Source organism: Actinokineospora lacus, from assembly GCF_053813445.1.
Genome location: NZ_JBQERA010000003.1, coordinates 336,866 through 354,744, shown reverse-complemented (window position 1 = coordinate 354,744; position 17,879 = coordinate 336,866). Strand labels below are relative to the sequence as shown.

At 68.8% G+C, this 17,879-nt stretch carries 22 protein-coding genes and 1 tRNA gene; 13 read left to right on the top strand and 10 right to left on the bottom strand.

Annotated features, from left to right (window positions below; all coding sequences use genetic code 11):
• Positions 1-10: 10 nt before the first annotated feature.
• A complete protein-coding gene (locus ACTG9Q_RS09770; protein ID WP_455572720.1) occupies positions 11-610 on the bottom strand; it encodes a TetR family transcriptional regulator in 600 nt (199 codons plus the stop codon).
• A gap of 408 nt (positions 611-1,018) precedes the next feature.
• Here ACTG9Q_RS09770 and ACTG9Q_RS09765 point away from each other — a divergent pair.
• The 4 genes from ACTG9Q_RS09765 to ACTG9Q_RS09750 all read left to right on the top strand — a co-directional run bounded on the left by ACTG9Q_RS09765 (position 1,019) and on the right by ACTG9Q_RS09750 (position 5,388).
• Positions 1,019-1,089 (top strand) — tRNA-Gln (locus ACTG9Q_RS09765).
• A gap of 44 nt (positions 1,090-1,133) precedes the next feature.
• Complete coding sequence (locus ACTG9Q_RS09760; protein ID WP_455572339.1) at positions 1,134-2,861, top strand: diguanylate cyclase; 1,728 nt, start codon at positions 1,134-1,136, stop codon at positions 2,859-2,861.
• 83 nt (positions 2,862-2,944) lie between these two features.
• The gene (glmU, locus tag ACTG9Q_RS09755; protein ID WP_455572338.1) at positions 2,945-4,411 is read left to right on the top strand and encodes a bifunctional UDP-N-acetylglucosamine diphosphorylase/glucosamine-1-phosphate N-acetyltransferase GlmU; all 1,467 of its coding nucleotides are present in this window, start codon (positions 2,945-2,947) and stop codon (positions 4,409-4,411) included.
• Positions 4,408-5,388, top strand: coding sequence for a ribose-phosphate diphosphokinase (locus tag ACTG9Q_RS09750; RefSeq protein WP_455572337.1), 981 nt, complete (start codon positions 4,408-4,410; stop codon positions 5,386-5,388). The genes glmU and ACTG9Q_RS09750 overlap by 4 nt, the downstream gene beginning before the upstream one ends.
• Here the strand turns inward: ACTG9Q_RS09750 and ACTG9Q_RS09745 are convergent.
• On the bottom strand, positions 5,365-5,586 hold the full coding sequence (locus ACTG9Q_RS09745; RefSeq protein ID WP_455572336.1) for a hypothetical protein: 222 nt from the start codon (positions 5,584-5,586) through the stop codon (positions 5,365-5,367). The genes ACTG9Q_RS09750 and ACTG9Q_RS09745 overlap by 24 nt on opposite strands.
• 87 nt (positions 5,587-5,673) lie before the next feature.
• Between ACTG9Q_RS09745 and ACTG9Q_RS09740 the strand changes: the two genes are divergently transcribed.
• Complete coding sequence (locus tag ACTG9Q_RS09740; RefSeq protein ID WP_455572335.1) at positions 5,674-6,516, top strand: helix-turn-helix domain-containing protein; 843 nt, start codon at positions 5,674-5,676, stop codon at positions 6,514-6,516.
• On the top strand, positions 6,474-6,722 hold the full coding sequence (locus tag ACTG9Q_RS09735) for a DUF397 domain-containing protein (protein ID WP_455572334.1): 249 nt from the start codon (positions 6,474-6,476) through the stop codon (positions 6,720-6,722). The genes ACTG9Q_RS09740 and ACTG9Q_RS09735 overlap by 43 nt, the downstream gene beginning before the upstream one ends.
• On the opposite strand, the gene ACTG9Q_RS09730 is transcribed toward ACTG9Q_RS09735, so the two are convergent.
• Positions 6,621-7,004, bottom strand: a complete 384-nt coding sequence (locus ACTG9Q_RS09730; protein WP_455572742.1) for a hypothetical protein — start codon at positions 7,002-7,004, stop codon at positions 6,621-6,623. The two genes, ACTG9Q_RS09735 and ACTG9Q_RS09730, sit on opposite strands and share 102 nt — an antisense overlap.
• 40 nt (positions 7,005-7,044) lie before the next feature.
• On the opposite strand from ACTG9Q_RS09730, the gene ACTG9Q_RS09725 reads away from it, so the two are divergent.
• Both ACTG9Q_RS09725 and ACTG9Q_RS09720 read left to right on the top strand, forming a co-directional pair.
• Positions 7,045-7,776 carry a DddA-like double-stranded DNA deaminase toxin gene (locus ACTG9Q_RS09725; RefSeq protein ID WP_455572333.1) on the top strand — a complete coding sequence of 244 codons (732 nt, stop codon included), beginning with the start codon at positions 7,045-7,047 and terminating at the stop codon, positions 7,774-7,776.
• Positions 7,764-8,156 (top strand): Imm1 family immunity protein, encoded by a 393-nt coding sequence (locus ACTG9Q_RS09720; RefSeq protein ID WP_455572332.1) that lies wholly within the window; start codon positions 7,764-7,766, stop codon positions 8,154-8,156. Before ACTG9Q_RS09725 ends, ACTG9Q_RS09720 begins: the two co-directional genes overlap by 13 nt.
• Positions 8,157-8,189: 33 nt before the next feature.
• Here the strand turns inward: ACTG9Q_RS09720 and ACTG9Q_RS09715 are convergent, their stop codons facing one another.
• Positions 8,190-9,446, bottom strand: coding sequence for a thiolase family protein (locus tag ACTG9Q_RS09715; RefSeq protein ID WP_455572331.1), 1,257 nt, complete (start codon positions 9,444-9,446; stop codon positions 8,190-8,192).
• A gap of 9 nt (positions 9,447-9,455) precedes the next feature.
• Positions 9,456-10,223 carry an enoyl-CoA hydratase-related protein gene (locus ACTG9Q_RS09710; protein WP_455572330.1) on the bottom strand — a complete coding sequence of 256 codons (768 nt, stop codon included), beginning with the start codon at positions 10,221-10,223 and terminating at the stop codon, positions 9,456-9,458.
• 77 nt (positions 10,224-10,300) lie between these two features.
• On the opposite strand from ACTG9Q_RS09710, the gene ACTG9Q_RS09705 reads away from it, so the two are divergent.
• The 3 genes from ACTG9Q_RS09705 to ACTG9Q_RS09695 all read left to right on the top strand — a co-directional run bounded on the left by ACTG9Q_RS09705 (position 10,301) and on the right by ACTG9Q_RS09695 (position 12,536).
• Positions 10,301-11,479, top strand: a complete 1,179-nt coding sequence (locus ACTG9Q_RS09705) for a PQQ-dependent sugar dehydrogenase (protein ID WP_455572329.1) — start codon at positions 10,301-10,303, stop codon at positions 11,477-11,479.
• Between the two features lie 113 nt (positions 11,480-11,592).
• Positions 11,593-12,033, top strand: a complete 441-nt coding sequence (locus ACTG9Q_RS09700; RefSeq protein WP_455572328.1) for a hypothetical protein — start codon at positions 11,593-11,595, stop codon at positions 12,031-12,033.
• Positions 12,034-12,101: 68 nt separating this feature from the next.
• A complete protein-coding gene (locus ACTG9Q_RS09695) occupies positions 12,102-12,536 on the top strand; it encodes a hypothetical protein (RefSeq protein WP_455572327.1) in 435 nt (144 codons plus the stop codon).
• A gap of 175 nt (positions 12,537-12,711) precedes the next feature.
• Here ACTG9Q_RS09695 and ACTG9Q_RS09690 read toward each other — a convergent pair whose 3' ends face one another.
• Positions 12,712-12,888, bottom strand: coding sequence for a hypothetical protein (locus ACTG9Q_RS09690; protein WP_455572326.1), 177 nt, complete (start codon positions 12,886-12,888; stop codon positions 12,712-12,714).
• 77 nt (positions 12,889-12,965) lie between these two features.
• Between ACTG9Q_RS09690 and ACTG9Q_RS09685 the strand changes: the two genes are divergently transcribed.
• Positions 12,966-13,568 carry a helix-turn-helix domain-containing protein gene (locus tag ACTG9Q_RS09685; RefSeq protein WP_455572325.1) on the top strand — a complete coding sequence of 201 codons (603 nt, stop codon included), beginning with the start codon at positions 12,966-12,968 and terminating at the stop codon, positions 13,566-13,568.
• 249 nt (positions 13,569-13,817) lie between these two features.
• A complete protein-coding gene (locus ACTG9Q_RS09680) occupies positions 13,818-14,711 on the top strand; it encodes an alpha/beta fold hydrolase (RefSeq protein ID WP_455572324.1) in 894 nt (297 codons plus the stop codon).
• Between the two features lie 6 nt (positions 14,712-14,717).
• Here the strand turns inward: ACTG9Q_RS09680 and ACTG9Q_RS09675 are convergent, their stop codons facing one another.
• From ACTG9Q_RS09675 to ACTG9Q_RS09660, 4 genes are read right to left on the bottom strand one after another with little or no spacing between them, the layout of a single operon-like run.
• Positions 14,718-15,656 (bottom strand): 3-oxoacyl-ACP synthase III family protein, encoded by a 939-nt coding sequence (locus ACTG9Q_RS09675; protein ID WP_455572323.1) that lies wholly within the window; start codon positions 15,654-15,656, stop codon positions 14,718-14,720.
• On the bottom strand, positions 15,632-16,447 hold the full coding sequence (gene fabI / locus ACTG9Q_RS09670; protein WP_455572322.1) for an enoyl-ACP reductase FabI: 816 nt from the start codon (positions 16,445-16,447) through the stop codon (positions 15,632-15,634). The genes ACTG9Q_RS09675 and fabI overlap by 25 nt, the downstream gene beginning before the upstream one ends.
• Positions 16,447-17,625 carry a beta-ketoacyl-[acyl-carrier-protein] synthase family protein gene (locus ACTG9Q_RS09665; protein ID WP_455572321.1) on the bottom strand — a complete coding sequence of 393 codons (1,179 nt, stop codon included), beginning with the start codon at positions 17,623-17,625 and terminating at the stop codon, positions 16,447-16,449. Before ACTG9Q_RS09665 ends, fabI begins: the two co-directional genes overlap by 1 nt.
• Positions 17,622-17,876, bottom strand: a complete 255-nt coding sequence (locus ACTG9Q_RS09660; RefSeq protein WP_455572320.1) for an acyl carrier protein — start codon at positions 17,874-17,876, stop codon at positions 17,622-17,624. The genes ACTG9Q_RS09665 and ACTG9Q_RS09660 overlap by 4 nt, the downstream gene beginning before the upstream one ends.
• Positions 17,877-17,879 lie beyond the last annotated feature (3 nt).

Here is a 17,879-nt window from a genome sequence, read left to right as displayed (position 1 = left end):
GGGCCGGAGCCTACAGCCGTTCCCGCAGCGTGGGTTTGCCCTCCAGGTTGGACAACCCGTTCCAGGCCAGGTTGACCAGGTGCGCGGCCACCTCGTCCTTCTTGGGCTTGCGCGCCTCCAGCCACCACTGCCCGGTCAGCGCGACCATCCCGACCAGCGCCTGGGCGTACAGGGCGGAGAGCTTCGGGTCGTAGCCGCGCTTGCTGAACTGCACGCCGAGGATGTGCTCGACCTGGCTGGCGATGTCGTTGAGCAGGCTGGAGAACGTGCCCGCCCCGGTGGCCACGGGCGAGTCGCGCACCAGGATGCGGAACCCGTCGGTGGAGCCCTCGATGTAGTCCAGCAGCGACCACGCCGCGCGCTCCAGGAGCAGCCTCGGGTGCGCGTCCTCGGACAACGCCCTGGTCATCCCGGTGAGCAGCGCGTCCATCTCCCGGTCGACGACGACGGCGTAGACGCCCTCCTTGCCGCCGAAGTGCTCGTAGACCACCGGCTTGCTGACGTTGGCCCGGTGCGCGATCTCCTCCACCGACGCGGCGTCGAAGCCCTTCTCGGCGAACAGCGCCCTGGCCACGTCGAGCAGCTGTTCGCGCCGCTCCTTGCCGGTCATGCGCACTCGCGCCACGACGGGCACCTCCGATCCGGCGCCCGCGGGCTCACGACTGCGCTTCACCGTCAAGGCCCCACCGCCACCACGGCCACCCTAGGGGTTCCCCCCGACAGGCCGCGATCTTGGCCGGTCGCGTCGGCAGGTTCGGGCGGCGGCAGCGTGGCCGCGGTCGGCGCGGGGAACAGCTCGGCATAGGCGATCCGGGTGGGTCCCGGTCGACGTCAATCTCGCGAATACATAAACAGTGCGCAGTCGGACGAGCCCTTTGCGTCACAACGGCCCGCGATCGTGTGACCCCGATAACACCCGATCGGACGCGAGAGTAGGCCAATCGCCCGGGTACTGGTGCTCCCTGGCAGGCAACCGTGCCACGATGGTGCCCACGTGAACGGTCCCCGGGCCGTTCGATCCGCCGTGGTGTAATGGCAGCACCTTGGATTTTGGTTCCAATGGTTCAGGTTCGAATCCTGGCGGCGGAGCACGGCCTATCCCCACCCACACACCAAGGGGTGCAGCGACGCACGTGGACGCCGAGCAGCGCGACGAGGCAGACCTGCCCGCGTTGGAGGAACGCTCCGACGCCTGGCTGGTGGGGCGCGCCCGCGAACTGCTGGCGATCATCCAGACCAGTCCCGCGCCCGAGCGGCGCAGGCACACCGTCGAGGTCGACCGGCTCCTGGCCGAGGCCCAGCACCGCGGCGAGCCGCGCATGGTCGCCCAGCTGCTGCGCTCGGCGGTCGCCGTCCGCGTGGTCAACGCCGAGCTGGCCGACTCGGCCGAGCCCCTGCTGGACGAGATGCTCGCCCACACCCGCCGCCACGGCCTGGTCGTGCTCCAGGCCGACGCGCACGCCCTGCGCGGGCGCCGCCTGCTCATCGCGGGCGCGGAGGACGCCGCCCTCACCGAGGCCGCCGTCGCCCTGGCCATGCTGGACGAGGACATCACCCCCGACGTCATGCTCGGCGGGCGCACCTGGGACATGATCATGGCCTCCACGCTGCTGGACATCGGCAGCGTGCTGACCCAGCTCGGCGTCTACGAGATCGCCGACCAGGTCATGACCCGCGCGCACAAGTGCATCCGCGCCTCGGCGGGCCCGCACCTGATCTCGGTGCACCTGATCAACCGCTGCCGCCTGCTCATCGGCTGGGGCCTGCGCCTGGAGCGCATCGGCGAGGACGAGCGCGCCGCGGAGCGCTTCGCCACCGCCGCGGCCATCGCCGTCGCCGTCGAGGCCCCGTTCCGCGAGTCGCTGTTCCCCCGCGACCCGACCCGCCCCGCCGCCGACCAGAACCCGATCATCGGCTCCGCGCTGGCCCTGGCCCACCCGTCGATGGTGCACGTGGAGCGGCTCAGGACGCTGCTGGACTCCGTGCGCTACCCGCGCGAGCTGGTGATCGTCGCCGTCGCCCTGGCCCGCTGCCTGGAGCACGAGGGCCACGACGAGGCCGCCCTGGCCATCCTCGACGAGGCCCGCTCCGGGATGTACCACGACGCCTCCGAGCCGACCCTGCGCCTGTGCCTGATCCGCGAGTACGCCCGGCTCTCCGGCCCCGACGGCGGCGAGCGCACCACCAGCGCCCTGGAGCACTACGCCTCGGAGCTGGAGGCGCAGCTGTGGGAGATGCGCGAGTCCCGCATCGCCACCCTGCACACCCGCCGCGAGCACGAGCGCCTGTCCCGGATGCACGGCGCCATCGCCCGCCAAGCGCTGCAGGACCCGCTGACCGGCCTGCCGAACCGCCGCGCCCTCGACGAGCGGCTGGAGGCGCTGGCGGGCAGCCCCGCGAACCACCCGCTGGCCATCGCCCTGGTCGACCTCGACGGGTTCAAGGGCGTCAACGACCGCCTCTCCCACGCCGAGGGCGACGACGTCCTGCGCGTGGTCGCGGGCACGATGCGCGACGCCCTGCGCGGCAGCGACATGGTCGCCCGCTACGGCGGCGACGAGTTCATCGTGCTGCTGCCCGGCGCCCCGCTCTCCTCGGCCGAGGCCGCGCTGCGCCGTGCCCTGACCGCGGTCGCGGACCTGCCGCACGACCTCTCCCACGGGGTGACGCTGTCCATCGGGGTGGTGGCGCTGCGTCCCCAAGAGACCGCTGTGCGCGCTCTCGCACGCGCCGACGCGGCGATGTACCAGGCGAAGCGGCGCGGCGGCAACGACATCGTGGCCATCCGCGCCGGTGAGCCCGCCGAGGTGGTCGGCGAGCCGGTCGACGACCGGGCGTGGGCGCTGCCGGAGACCACGTAGGATCGACTCCCGGCCGGAGTCGCGCCGGAACACCGCCGACACCGCGCCCTGCCCCGCTCCGCTTGACGACGCTAGGGAGTGCGATGTCCGCAATCGCCCCGGACCGCCTCGGCCCGCTCACTTCAGTGGTACTCGCCGCGGGGGAGGGCACCCGGATGCGCTCGGCCACCCCGAAGGTGCTGCACCCCGTCGGGGGGCGGCCGCTGGTCGAACACGCCGTCCGGGCCGCGGCCGGGCTCGGCCCGGAGCACCTGGTGGTCGTGCTCGGCCACGGCCGCGACGCCGTGGGCGCGCACCTGGCGAGCGTGTCCGACTGCGCCACCGCCGTCCAGGAGACCCAGGACGGCACCGGGCACGCGGTGGCCTGCGGGCTGGCGGTGCTGCCGCAGGGCCTGGCGGGCACGGTCCTGGTGACCTACGGGGACGTGCCGCTGCTGGACACCGAGACGCTGGCGGGCCTGCTCACCGCCCACGTCGAGGAGGCCAACGCGGTGACGGTGCTGACCGCGCGCCTGGACGACCCCACCGGCTACGGCCGGATCGTGCGCGACACCGACGGCGCGGTCCGCGCGATCGTCGAGCACAAGGACGCCACCGACGAGCAGCGCGCCGTCACCGAGGTCAACTCCGGCGTCTACGCCTTCGACGCCAAGATCCTCGCCGACGGCCTGTCCCGGCTCTCCACCGACAACTCCCAGGGCGAGCTGTACCTGACCGACGTGCTCGGCATCGCGCGCGGGGACGGTCGCCGCGTCGGCGCGCTGGTGTGCGACGACCCGTGGCTGGTCGAGGGCGTCAACGACCGGGTGCAGCTGGCCCGGCTCGGCGCGGAGATGAACCGCCGCACGGTCGAGAAGTGGATGCGCGCGGGCGTGAGCGTCGTCGACCCCGCCACCACGTGGATCGACGCGGACGTGACGCTGGAGCGCGATGTCCTGATCGAGCCGAATGTCCAGTTGCGCGGCGCGACGACGATCGGCGAGGGCGCGACCGTCGGCCCTGACACCACCCTGACGGACGTGGCCGTCGGCGCGGGCGCCTCGGTCGTGCGGTGCCACGGCTCGGGCGCGGTGATCGGTCCAAACGCGACGGTGGGGCCGTACGCCTACCTGCGCCCGGGAACGGCCCTGGGCGCCGACGGCAAGATCGGCACCTTCGTCGAGGTGAAGAACTCCGAGATCGGCGCGGGCTCGAAGATCCCGCATCTGTCCTATGTGGGCGACGCCACGATCGGCGAGCAGTCCAACATCGGCGCGGCGAGCGTCTTCGTCAACTACGACGGCGTGCGCAAGCACCGGACCGTCATCGGGTCGCACGTCCGGATGGGGTCGGACAATATGTACGTGGCCCCGGTGACCGTCGGCGACGGCGCGTACAGCGGAGCGGGCACCGTCGTCCGGCGGAACGTGCCGCCGGGTGCGCTCGCGGTGTCAGGGGGACCGCAGCGCAACATAGACAATTGGGTCCTGCGCATGCGGCCCGGAACGGCTGCCGCCGAGGCGGCCGAGCGGGCCCAGGCCGGGCAGGACGAGAGCGAGGGACGGGCATGAACGCGAAGTCGGGTATCCCCAAGAAGAGCCTGATGCTGTTCTCCGGGCGGGCGCACCCCGAACTGGCCGAGGAGGTGTCCAAGCACCTCAACGTCTCGATCACCCCGCAGTCGGCCTACGACTTCGCCAACGGCGAGATCTTCGTCCGGTTCGAGGAGTCGGTGCGCGGGTGTGACGCGTTCGTCATGCAGAGCCACACCGCGCCGATCAACCAGTGGATCATGGAGCACCTGCTCATGGTCGACGCGCTGAAGCGGGCCAGTGCCAAGCGCATCACGGTGATCATGCCGTTCTACCCGTACGCCAGGCAGGACAAGAAGCACAAGGGCCGCGAGCCGATCTCGGCCCGGCTGATCGCGGACATGTTCCGGACCGCCGGGGCGGACCGGATCATGACGGTGGACCTGCACACCGCGCAGATCCAGGGCTTCTTCGACGGCCCGGTGGACCACCTGTTCGCCCAGACCCTGCTGGCCAGGTACCTGAAGGAGAACTACCCCGCCGACAACATCACGGTGGTGTCCCCGGACGCGGGCCGGACCAAGCTGGCCGAGAAGTGGGCGAACGAGCTCGGCGGCGTGCCGATCGCCTTCATCCACAAGACGCGCGACCCCCGCAGGCCGAACGAGGTCGTGGCGAACCGCGTGGTGGGTGAGGTCAAGGGTCGGCTGTGCGTGGTGATCGACGACATGGTCGACACCGGTGGCACGATCGCCAAGGCCGTCGACCAGCTGTTGGCGGAGGGCGCGGCGGGCGTGGTCATGGCGGCCACGCACGGGGTGCTGTCGGGTCCGGCCCGCGAGCGGCTGTCCGGTTGCGGGGCCAAAGAGGTGATCTTCACGAACACCCTGCCGATCCCGGAGGACAAGAGGTTCCCCGGGATGACGGTGTTGTCGATCGCGCCACTGATTGCCCGCGCGATCCAGCAGGTGTTCGAGGATGGTTCGGTGACCTCACTCTTCGACGGCGACGCCTGATTTCGAGCCGGCTTCCTCGATGGCCCGCTTCGCCACCTCGGCGAGGCGGGCCATGCTCGTGAGCGGGATGATCAGCTCGAAGCCGTCGTAGAGCCCGCCGAAGAGCACTTCGACGTCCTCGTCGCCGTTGATGCTGTAGCTGATGGAGCAGTCCTCGCGGAGCTTCACCCAAGCTGTAACTTCCAGTGCGTTGCGCATCGCTTCCCTCACTCTCCGTTGGTACCCTGAGGTTCTGCTACGCGTCCCCATCGATCAAGCAAATGCGCTAGCGACAACAGGTGAGGCATGGCCAAGACACCGAAAGCGGTCGCGCTGGGCAGCGCGCTGCGCCAGGCACGGCACGACAAGGGCATCAAGCTCCGCGACTTCGCCACGCACATCAGCCGTGACCCGGCCATGCTCTCGCGATGGGAGAGCGGCGAGCGCTCACCGAAGCCCGAGCAAGTGGCGAGAATCCTCGCACTCCTCGGTGTGACCGGCCAGCGCTACGACGACGTGATGACGCTGGTCCACGGCACATCCGCGACCCAGTGGGTCGCGACGACCCTGCCCGAGCAGCGACAGCAGATGGCCGCCTTCATCGAATACGAGAAGAAGGCGAGCAGCATCATCGCTGCCGCGCCGATGCTGATTCCCGGCTTGTTGCAAACTCCTGACTACACGCGGGCGATCATGTCCGCCGCTGAGGTGCCTGAGGACGAGATTGCCAATCGAGTCGTCGCTCGTGCCGCTCGCCAGGAAGTCATCACCAAGCCGCTGCCCGCGACCCTGCTCGCTCTGATCGGCGAACCTGCCCTCTACCTCAACGTCGGCGGCGCTTCTGTGGTTGCCGAACAACTCAGCTACTTGCTGGAGATGTCACGGCTCGCCAACGTCGAAGTCCGTGTGGTTCCGCTCTCCGCTGGTTGGCACCCAGGGGTCGAGGGCGCCTTCGACCTCATGGACCCCGATGGTCCTGCTCGTTCTGCCTTCGTGGAGACTCGCAGAACGATCCTGTGGCTGCACCAGCTCGATGATGTGAAGGCTTACAAGCGGGCAGCGGACAAGATCGCCCGGCTCGCGTTGAACCCCTTTGATTCCATGCGATGCATCTCCCGCCTGATAGCAAGAATGGAGACTTCCCCATGACGATCTGGCGCAAGTCCAGCCGTAGCGAGAACGGACAGAACTGCGTGGAGTTGGCGTGGCGCAAGTCCAGTCGGAGTCAGAACGGCCAGAACTGTGTCGAGCTGTCAGTAGGCGCGATCCGGGACTCGAAGAACACCTCCGGTCCCACCCTCGCCGCTGACATCACCGCGCTGGTCAGCGCTGTGAAGGTCGATCGCTTCAGCTGAAGCAGCTCGCACGCTGTGGTGTTGACCAAAGCCGGACTTGGCACGTCGTTCCGAGAAATAGGGGTACGCGATGTTGAGGTGGACTTGGCGCAAGTCCAGTCGGAGCCCGAGCAGCCAGAACTGCGTCGAGTTGGCGTGGCGCAAGTCCAGCCGTAGCCAGAACGACCAGAACTGCGTCGAACTGTCCGCAGGCGCGATCCGGGACTCGAAGAACACTTCCGGCCCCATCATCACCGCGACATCACCGCGCTCATCGGCGCGGTGAAGGCCAACCGGCTCCACTAAGCAACTCACCCACCGTGGTATTGGCCAGGTCCTGGCAGTGTCGGTCGAGAAGATCGAGGCAGAGCTGCATCAAGTGCTCGGTGCGCTTGATCTGGCCGCGCTCGTTCACGCGCTGAAGACCATCGACCAAGCCGAGACGGCCTTGACCCGTGCTACTGAGGGCAGCCAACGCCCCGAATCCGCTCACGCGCTTGGCCTTCTCGCCCACGTCAAGCAGCGGCTTGGGCAGATCTACCAACAGGTCGAGGCGGCTCGAAAGCTTGTTCAGCAGTACCTGGCGAACATCGCGGGTGGAGGTGCGATAGCGGGAAACACCAGCAGCTTGACGAGCACGGTGACGCCGACGACACCTGATTCCTCGGCGGACAAGCCGAAGCAGATCAGCGACATCCTCGCCACGCTGCCGCCCAAGGTGCCCAAGCCCAACCCGACCGGCAAGAAGACCTTCGGCAAGGTGGTTGGCAGCGAGGAGGTCATCACGAGCGGGGTGGACGAGGAGTCGGCCGAGGTGTGGCAGCGCCTCATCGAGGCGGGGTTGTCGCCTCGAAGGAAGCCCATGTCCATCCACCACGTGGAGATGAAGGTGGCGCTGCGGATGGTCAAGAATGGCACCAAGAACCTGGAGCTGACGATCAACAACCGGCCGTGTCTGGGGTTCTTGAGCTGCGACAAGCTGCTTCCGGTACTACTACCCGAGGGCTACACCCTCACGGTGTATGGCCCTGACTGCAAAGGCGTCTTCAAGGGAGGCAAGAAGTGGTCGAGCTAGCTGTTTGGTACGACCAGGACGAGGGGCAGGATGAGATCGTCGTCCGGACGGAGGATGAGCTGAACGCCCTCATTGACCGCGTGCTGGACGACACCAAAGACCACCGCTGCCCTGCTGCTATCCAAGTCGGTATCAAGGGCAACGACGGCTACCCCGTCCTGGAAGTCGGGCTTGGCCAGGAGAAGGGCTTCGTCCAGTATCACGCCGAGGATGGTGGCAGTACCAAGGGAGAGGGCGACCCCGAGGCGTACGTGGAATACGTGTACATGGGCAACTTGAGCGAAGTGTCTGCCGATGTCGAGGTGGACATGCAGTTGGTGCGGCAGGGATTGGTGGAGTTCTTGAGGAGTGGTGGGCGTCCTTCGGTGGTTCAGGATTGAGGTCGCAGGCAACCTGGCCGCCTGCCTGCTCCGCTAAAGCAACTCATACACCGTGGCGTTGGCCAGGCCGCCTGCCTGGCACATCGTCTGTAGTCCAAATCGGACTCCAGCATCCCGCATGTGGTGCACCAGCGTCGTGGCCACCCGAACCCCCGACGCCCCCAGCGGATGCCCCAGCGCGATCGCCCCACCCCGCGCGTTGACCCGCCCCGGATCGGCCCCCGTCTCCGCCAGCCACGCCAGCACCACCGGCGCGAACGCCTCGTTGACCTCGAACGCCCCAATATCCCCGATCCCCAACCCAGCCCGCCGCAACGCCTTCGCGGTAGCCGGGATCGGCGCGGTCAGCCCGATCACCGGATCGTCCCCGGCCACCACGCACGTGTGCACCCTGGCCAGCGGCGTCAGCCCATGCGCCCGCGCCCACTCCGACGTGGTGATCGCCAGCGCAGCCGCCCCATCCGAGTTCTGCGAGGCCGTTCCGGCCGTCACCACCCCGTCCTCGCGGAACGGCGTGGACAGCGACGCCATCTTCGCCGGGGAGGTGTCGCGCCGGATGCACTCGTCCACCGTCAGCCCCGCCACCGGCGTGATCTCACCGGCGAACCAGCCCGAGTCCGTGGCAGTCGCCGCCTTGGCGTGACTGCCCAGCGCGTACTCGTCCAACCGCGCCCGCGAAAGCCCCCACTTGGCCGCGATCAGCTCCGCCGCCACCCCCAAGTCGAACGCGACCGCCTCCTCGGCATCAAACCCCGCCAACCCACCAAACCGCTCCCGCACCATCGGCCCATACGGCATCCCGGCAAACTGCTCGCCGACCTTCCCCTCACCGGCCCCAGCCGTCCCGCCAAGCCCCTTGGCGCCGCCGGTCCCGCCCGTTTCGCTGGCCCTGCCGGACCCGCCCGTCGCGGAAGCGCCCATCGGCACCCGGCTCATCACCTCGACCCCACCGGCCACCACGAAATCCGCCTGCCCGGATACCACCGTCGCCGCCGCGAACGCCACCGCCTGCTGCCCCGACCCACACTGGCGGTCCACAGTGGTCCCCGGCACCGACACTGGCCACCCCGCCGCCAGCACCGCGTTTCGGCCGACGTTCAGCGACTGCTCCCCGACCTGCCCCACGCACCCCCACACCACATCGTCAACACGCCCCGGGTCGAACCCGACCCGCTCCGCGAGCGCCACCAGCACCGCCCCGGACAGGTCGACCGGGTGCACCCGGCTCAACCCACCCCGCCGACGACCCACCGCCGTCCGCACGGCCCCCACAACCACGGCGTCTCGCATACCGCGATCCTAGAAGCGGGGAGCCCGCTTCTCCAGGAAAGCGGCCACACCCTCGGCGTAGTCGGCGCTGCTGACGGAGTGCTCGTAGAGCGCGTGGACGTCGGCGTCCTCGGTGGTACGCCCGTCGGTGATCCGGTTGATGATCGTCTTCGCGCCCCGGATGGTCACCTGGGAGCGGCCTGCCATCAGCTCGGCCAGCTCCCGTGCGCGCGTGTCCAGCGCGTCGGCCGGGTGCAACTCGTTGACCAGGCCGATGCGCAGCGCGGTGGGGGCGTCGATGATCTCGGCGGTGTAGAGGATCTGCTTGGCCCAGGACGGCCCCACCACGTCGACCAACTGCTTGGTCGACGGCAGGCTGAACACGATCCCGAGCTTCGCGGGAGTGATCCCGAACCGCGCGTCATCAGCGGCCAACCGCAGGTCAGCGGCCAACGCCAGCTCACACCCCCCACCGATGCAGAACCCGGTGATCGCCGCGATGGTCGGCTTGCCCAACCCCACCAGCGCCTCGGTGGCCGCATGGATGGCCACCTGGTACCGCCGGGCCCCCTCAGCGTCCCGGCGCAGGTCGGTGAACTCGCTGATGTCCGCCCCGGCCGAGAACGTGTCCGTCCCCCGGATGACCAACGCCCGCACGCTCTCATCGGCGGCGACCTGGGCGGCGATGATGGGGATGGCCGCCCACATGTCGTAGCTCAGCGCGTTGCGCTTGGCGGGCCGGTCAATGGTCAGGGTGGCCACCGGACCGTCAACAGCCAGGACGAGATGCTCACTCACCCGAGTCACCGTAGCCGCCGAGCCCGCCTCCGCGCGCGAGACGGCCGCCACACGGTTCGGGGACCATACTGGCCCCCATGCGCGCCTTGATCGTGGTGACCCTCCTGGCAGTCGCGAGCTGCTCGTCGACCGCCCAGACCGGCCGTGTCCCGGCGGGTCCGTCCACCTCGGCGGTCACCCCGAGCAAGGCAGGCGCGCCCCGGCTGAAGGTCGAGGAGGTCACCGGTGGCCTCACCCACGGCTGGGACATCGGCTTCCTCCCCGACGGCAAGGTCCTGGTCACCCAGCGCACCGGCGAGATGGCGCTGCTGTCCTCCGCCGCCCCCGGCGCGACCGTCACCACCCTCAAGGCCGACACCACCAGCGTCATGGTCCGTGGCGAGGGCGGCCTCATGGGCCTGGTGGTCCACCCCGACTTCGCGACGTCGCGGGAGTTCACCACCTGCCAGACCCACACGGAGAACGGCCAGCCCCGCGACATCCGCCTGGTCACCTGGCGCCTCACCGAGGACGAGACCACCGCCACCCGGGTCCGCGAACTCCTGACCGGCCTGCCCATCGCCTCGTCGGGCCGCCACTCCGGCTGCCGCCCCACCATCGCCGCCGACGGCGCCCTCCTGGTCGGCACCGGCGACACGGCCGTGGGCGCCTACCCCCAGGACCCGGCCAACCTGGGCGGCAAGGTCCTGCGGATCGACCTCAAGACCGGCAAGCCCCTGCCCGACAACCCCACCCCGAACTCCCCCGTCTACACCTACGGCCACCGCAACATCCAGGGCGTCGCCCTCCGCCCGGGCACCGACCAGGTCTTCACCGCCGAACACGGCCCCGACAAGAACGACGAGATCAACCTCCTGACCCCCGGCGGCAACTACGGCTGGGACCCAGCCCAGGGCGGCATGGTCGAGGGCTACGACGAAGACGTCCCCATGACCGACCTGACCCGCTACCCCGACGCCGTCCCCGCCATCTGGGAATCCGGCGACACCACAGAAGCCATCTGCGCCGCCACCTTCCTCACCGGCCCCCAATGGGGTGACCTGGACGGCGCCCTGGTGGCCACCGCCCTGCGCGGCGCCAAGCTGATGATCTTCACCCTGGCCGACGACGGCACAGTCACCTCGGTAGCCATCCCCGACGAGTTCCAGGACACCTTCGGCCGCCTCCGAGCCACCCGAACCGCCCCCGACGGCACCCTCTACGTCACCACGTCGAACGGCGACAACGACAAACTCCTCCGCATCACCCCAGCGTGAGGCACGTTGGGAGTGAACCCGAGCTACGGGTAGCGAGCATCCGAAGCGCTTGCCAGGCTTTCAAAAAAAGGTACACTTTTGGCAAGTGACCCGATGGTCGGGGAGGTGCTCCGATGAACGTAAAGCTCGCTGAGCAGCGGGAGCGTGCTCTGGATACCTTTCGTCGGGTCGAACGCATCGAAGCTGTTGCCGCGACGGTGCCGGACGCGGCAGCCGACGAGCTCTACGACGTCGTGGACGAGATGCTGGAGGAGATGCCCCCGGTACGGGTCGGTGTGGCGGCCGAGATCCTGGGCCTGACCAAGCCCACCGTCAGCAAGTGGCGCGAGCGGGGCGTGCTCAAGCCCGCGACCGACACCCCTGTCCAGACTCTCGACCCCCACCGCCTGCGCGACGTCCTGCGCATCGTCAAGGAACTGCGAGCGGCCTCCGAGCAGCCGGGCAACCTCGTCGATGAGGTCTGGTACCGACTGCAAGACCAGGTCCTGCTGGAGTCTGACGACGTGCGCGCCGGACTGGCTGCGTGGAAGTCCGGAAACGTCCAAGACGCCTGACCCTCCCACCTGCTGGTTCCCCAGAAGATCGGCTCTGGCACCGTCTTTCGGTGCCTAAGAGTCCACCAGTGAAGGTCCAGATCACACATCCGGCTGCTTCAGCACGCGATCGACTGCACCGCCGCGAACGGAAGCAGTACGACGCCTGGCTCACGGAGTTGAAGTGCCAGGGCTGCCGAGTGGCGGGCTACCGCATGACCGGAGACCTCGTAGACCGTCTCTGCGTACGCCACCTGTCAGACAACATCCGCGCCATCACCGCGTTTGAGGCTCCCGAACACGCGGTGATCATCGCCATCGGCCCTCACGACACCACCAACCCAGACCTCGACGTCTACACCCAGATCTACCACCTCCTCGGCATCACCCCACCCTCCGGCGAACGAACCAAACCAGCCTGCTGCGACAACCACTCGGGCCTACCACCAGAGGCCGCCGTAGTAGCCGACACCATCGCCGCGAACCTGACCAACCTGGCAAGGGCAAACCGACGCAGGCGCTGAACTCACCGAGTCCTGAGTGTCCCCTCCACCCGCACCGACAGCAGTGCCGGAGGGTGTCCAGGCCGAGACGAGAGTGCCACCTCTGTGATGAAGAAGCACACGGTGGGCACAGTCTTACCTGCGCCACCGTGCACCGATCGCGGCTGACCTCTCCGTGCCTTGGAGTTGTTGGCGTTCAGGAACTCAACGCCATGATCCCGAGGGCCGCCAGCGCCACGAGCAGGAGGCTGTGGATGTCGGCGGCGGTCCAGCCCAGCGCGGCCAGGACCACGACGATGATCAGAACAGCACGTATCTTCCGTAGCGCAGGGCGAGCGGGGAAGATTTCCCCAAAGCCAATGTTGACGGTCATGCTTCTGCCTCCGACTCGGCCGTGGACGTTGTCTACCGAATACCTCACCGCACAGCCTCTGACCTGCGCAATCCTTGTTGCTGACAACGGACATGCAACAACTTCGCAAGACATGGGAGGACATCGCGTTGCCTGCGCCGATGAAACGGATTGCCACAACCAAACGCTCCCTGGCCCGGTTGGCCGCGCAACTGCGCCAACTGTGGGATTCCGCGCCCGTGGGCAGGCCGTCGATTGCGCAGATTGCGAAGTCCGGCCAAGCCAGCCGTGCGGCCATCTACGCCGCGATGTCCGGCCGCGTCCTGCCGTCCAGGAACACTCTGCAAGCCATGGTGATCGCTTGGTCGCCCGGCGCCGAGGCTGATGTACCCGTGTGGATGGCGTTTCGCGCCCGATGCGCGGACGAGATGAGCCGCGAGCCTCCAGGCCGGCCTGACAGCCCACCCGGCCCGATCTTGGCGCTCGACCACGACGCACACGGCGACCTCGCTTTGAGCGGGGGCGACATACGCCAGATGCGATTGACCGCAGGATGCTCGCTGACCCAGCTTGCGAGGGGGATCAACTACAGCAAGGGGTACCTATCCAGGCTGGAGAACGGGCACAGGCCGGTTCCTCCCTCGGTAGCCCAGGCCGTTCGCCGCTTCCTCGCATTTCCCGTAGACGATACGAACGAGTAATCGTTCTGTTACTACTGGTCAGAGGGAGCCGGCAGCGCTCGACTGGTGGGATCTTTCCGCGTTTTCTCAGTTCGCCGCCTGCTGAGGACCGATCTTGTCCGGAACGCGCCCTACGGTGGTGGCAACCGGTCAGGTCGCGCCGGGATCTTCGATTGCGGCGATTTGCCTGATCACCCCGGAAGCTGACGAGGAAATGCAATGCTTGGTCCAACGGATTTTCCTGAGCCCACCCTTATTTCGGTCAATGGGGTGGAACTCGAAGTCTTCGAAGCGGGTCGGCAGAATGGCGGAGAGCCCATTGTGCTCTGTCACGGCTGGCCGGAGCACGCCTTTTCTTGGCGTCATCAGGTGCCTGCCCTTGTCGCGGCGGGCTACCATGTCATCGTGCCGAACCAGCGGGGTTACGGGAACTCATCCCGTCCGGCTGGAGTGGCGGACTACGACATCGAGCACTTGTCGGGTGATCTCGTCGCGCTTCTCGATCACTACGGGTACGACGATGCCACTTTTGTCGGTCATGATTGGGGTGCGAATGTCGTTTGGGGGCTGACCTTGTTGCATCCAGACCGTGTGAACAAGGTGGTCAACCTGAGCTTGCCCTACCTCGAGCGCGGAGAGAAGCCCTGGGTCGAGGTCATGGAAGATGTGCTTGGTGGCGACTTCTATTTCGTCCACTTCAATCGGCAGCCAGGCGTCGCGGACGCTGTGTTCGACGAGAACACCTTCCAGTTCCTCCGCAACATGTACCGGAAGAACGTGCCCCCCGCAGGGCCTCAGCCGGGTATGGCGCTGATCAATCTCGCCAGGGCGGAAACGCCACTCGGTGAGCCCGTGATGAGCGACGGTGAGCTGGCCGTTTTCGTCTCCGCTTTCGAGTCGTCGGGGTTCACGGGCAGCGTGAACTGGTACAGAAACGTCGACCGCAACTGGCACTTGTTGGCGGACGTGAACCCCATCATCCAGCAGCCCGCCCTCATGATCTACGGCGACCGGGATGCGGTCTCGAGGTCTGAGAACCTGGCGGAGTTCGTGCCCGATGTGGAAGTGGTCAGCCTGGACTGCGGTCATTGGATCCAGCAGGAAAAGCCGGAAGAGACAAACCAGGTGATCCTGAAATGGCTGGAACAGCAGGGTGCCGAGTGAAGAAGCCTAGGCGGGCTGCCAGGTCATCAGGCCCGCGCCCCAGGTGATGCCGGAGCCGAAGGCGGCCATGCCCAGCAGGCGGGGCTCGTCGAGGAGGCCGTCCGCGCGGGCTTGTGCCATGGCGATGGGGATGGAGGCGGCGGAGGTGTTCGCCGTCTTCTCCACCGTCAGCACCAGCCGCTCCGGGGGGAGGTCGAGGTTGCGGGCCACCGCCTTGAGGATGCGGGCGTTGGCCTGGTGGGCGATGAACAGGTCGACGTCCTTGACCTCCAGTCCCCGCTCCGCCAGCACATTGCGCGTGTACTCCGTCATCAGCGTGACGGCGTGGTCGTAGATCTCCCGGCCGCGCATCCGCAGCAGGCCGTCGTGGCGGGGCGCGTACAGCAGGTCAGTCAGCTCGCCGTCGGTGGCCAGGTGGAAGGTGGGCCGGGCCGCGGCGGGGGCGTCGGCCACGACGACCGCGCCCGCCCCGTCGCCGAGCAGCACCGCCGTCGCGCGGTCCGTCTTGTCCGTGATGCGGGACAGCGCCTCCGCCCCGCACACCAGCACGTGCCCTGCCCGCCCGGTCTCCACCAGTGCCGCCGCGTGATCCAGGGCGTACAAGAAGCCCGCGCACGCCGCGTGCAGGTCGAACGCCGCCGCGTGCGGGGTCCCCAGGGCTCGGGCCACCTCCACGGCCAGCGCCGGGGTCACGTGGTCAGGGGTGATGGTCGCGACCACGACGTGCCGCACCGCACCGGGATCGACCCCCGCGTCGGCCAGGGCGGCGGCAGAGGCGGCGATGGCCAGCTCCGCCAAGGACCCGTCCTCGGGCAGCCACCGGCGCTCCCGGATGCCCGTCCGCTTGACGATCCACGCGTCGTCCGCCCCGATGTCGGCGAAGTCGGCGTTGGTGATCACCGTCTCCGGCAGGGCGCTGCCTACTCCGATGATGGCCGCGGGCATGGCGTCTCCCCGATCGGACGGCCGAGGGTGACCGCGTGGAGGCCGCCGTCGGCGTGGATGATCTCCCCGGTCACGCACCGGGACAGCTCGGACAGCAGGAACAGGACCGGGCCCGCGACGACAGCGGGGTCGGCGCGGTCCCACCCGAGCGGCGCCTCGGCCGACCACCGGTCGGCCAACGTGTCGAACGTGCTGATCGCCCGTCCCGCCACCGTCTCAATAGGACCGGCGGCCACCAGGTTGACCCGGATGCCCGACCCACCCAAGTACATCGCCAGGTACCGGCACAGCGACTCCAGCGCCGCCTTGCTCACGCCCATCCAGTCGTACCCGTACCACGCCGTCGACGCGTCGAAGTCCAGGCCGACGACGCTCCCGCCCCGCCGGGACAGCAGCGGCGCCAACGCGACGGTCAGCGCGTGCAGGGAGTACGCCGAGATGTGGAACGCCGAGGTGGCGCTGTCCTTCGACGTGGTCAGGAAGTTCGCGCTGTGCGCGTCCCGGGGCGCGGCGGCGATGGCGTGGACGACCCCGTCGAGCCCGCCCCACCGCGCTTCCAGGTCCGCGGCGAGCCGGTCGAAGTGCGCGGGCTCGTTCACATCGAGTTCCAGCACGTCCGCGGGCTTGGGCAGGCACGCGGCCGAGGCCCGGGTGATGCGCATGGACCGGCCGAACCCGGTCAGCACGATCTCCGCTCCCGCGTCCTGCAGCGCGCACGCGGTGGCGTAGGCGATCGAGTCCTGGTTCAGCACCCCGGTGACCAGGTACCGACGGCCGGTGAGATCAAGCATCAGACGCCTCGCAAGACCAGGGCCGCGTTGTGGCCGCCGAAACCGAACGACGTGGACAGCCCCAGACCCGGGGGCAGCGGGCAAGCGGAAAGCACGTGGGCCAACGGACCCAGTTCCGGGTCGGGGACCCGCAACCCGACGGTCGGCGGCGCGATCCCCGCCCGCAGCGCGAGAAGCGTGGCGATGGCCTCCACCGCCCCCGCCGCGCCGAGCAGGTGACCCACACTGGACTTGGTGGAGGACAACGGAATATTGGACATCGGCGCCCCCAGCGCCAGCCGCAGGGCGCGCACCTCGGCCTCGTCGTTCAGCCGGGTCCCCGTGCCGTGCGCGTTGACGTACACCACGTCCGCGGCAGCGGCCCCCGCGTCGGCCATGGCCCGCGACACGGCGGCGGCGGCCGTCACCCCCGAGGGCTCCGGCGCGGTCAGGTGGAAGCCGTCCGAGGTCGCGCCGTACCCGACGACCTCCCCCAAGACCGACGCCCCCCGCGCCTCAGCCGCCTCAGCGTCCTCCAACACCAGCACCCCAGCGCCCTCACCGAGCAGGAACCCGTCCCGGTCGACGGAGAACGGCACCGAATCCCCACTGGCCGACAGCGCGCTCGCGTTCAGGAACGACGACCGCACCAACTCGATCGCCGCCGCCTCCGCCCCGCCGACCACCACCGCGTCGACCTCGCCTGCGCGCAGCATCCGCAGCCCGGCCCCGATCGCCGCCGCCCCGGCCGCGCACGCCGCCCCGAGGCCATAGGACTCCCCGCGAAACCCGTACCGCATGGCGATGGCCGCCGCCGCCGCGTTCGGCATCGACAGCGCGGGCAGCAGCGCCGAGACGTGCGAGCCGCCGTGCGTGCCCAGCGCCGAGGCGGCGTCCTCCACACTGGACAGACCACCCAGCGCGTTGCCGATCACACACCCGACCCGGTCCGCCGGGTAGGCGGGCCAGCCCGCCTGCGCCAGCGCCTCATCGGCGGCGACCAGCGCGAGCTGGCTGAACCGGTCGGTGCGCCGGACGTCACGCCGGGCCAGCAGCGACGACGGCGTGAAGTCCAGGCAGCGCCCCAGACCGTCGACGATGCCGGAGTGCCCATCCACCGCGCGCTTGTGCAGGGCGTCGGCGCCGACGCCCAGCGGCGTCACCGCGCCGACGCCCGTGACGACGGCGCGGCGCCTCATTCGAGGCCGGCGCGCCGGTAGATCAGGCTCAGCGCCTCGCCGATGGTCTCGATGGTGTCGAAGTCGGCCACCTTGAGATTGACGCCGAGCCTGTTCTTGACCGTCTGGTGCAGCTCGACGATGTCGAGGGAGTCGACCTCCAACTCGTCGAAGGACGCCTCCGGGGTGATCCGGTCGCGGTCGACACCGAAGTCGACCAGGGTGTCCTCGACAAGGGTGTCGATGGCCTTGCGGTCGATTACCGTGGACAAGAA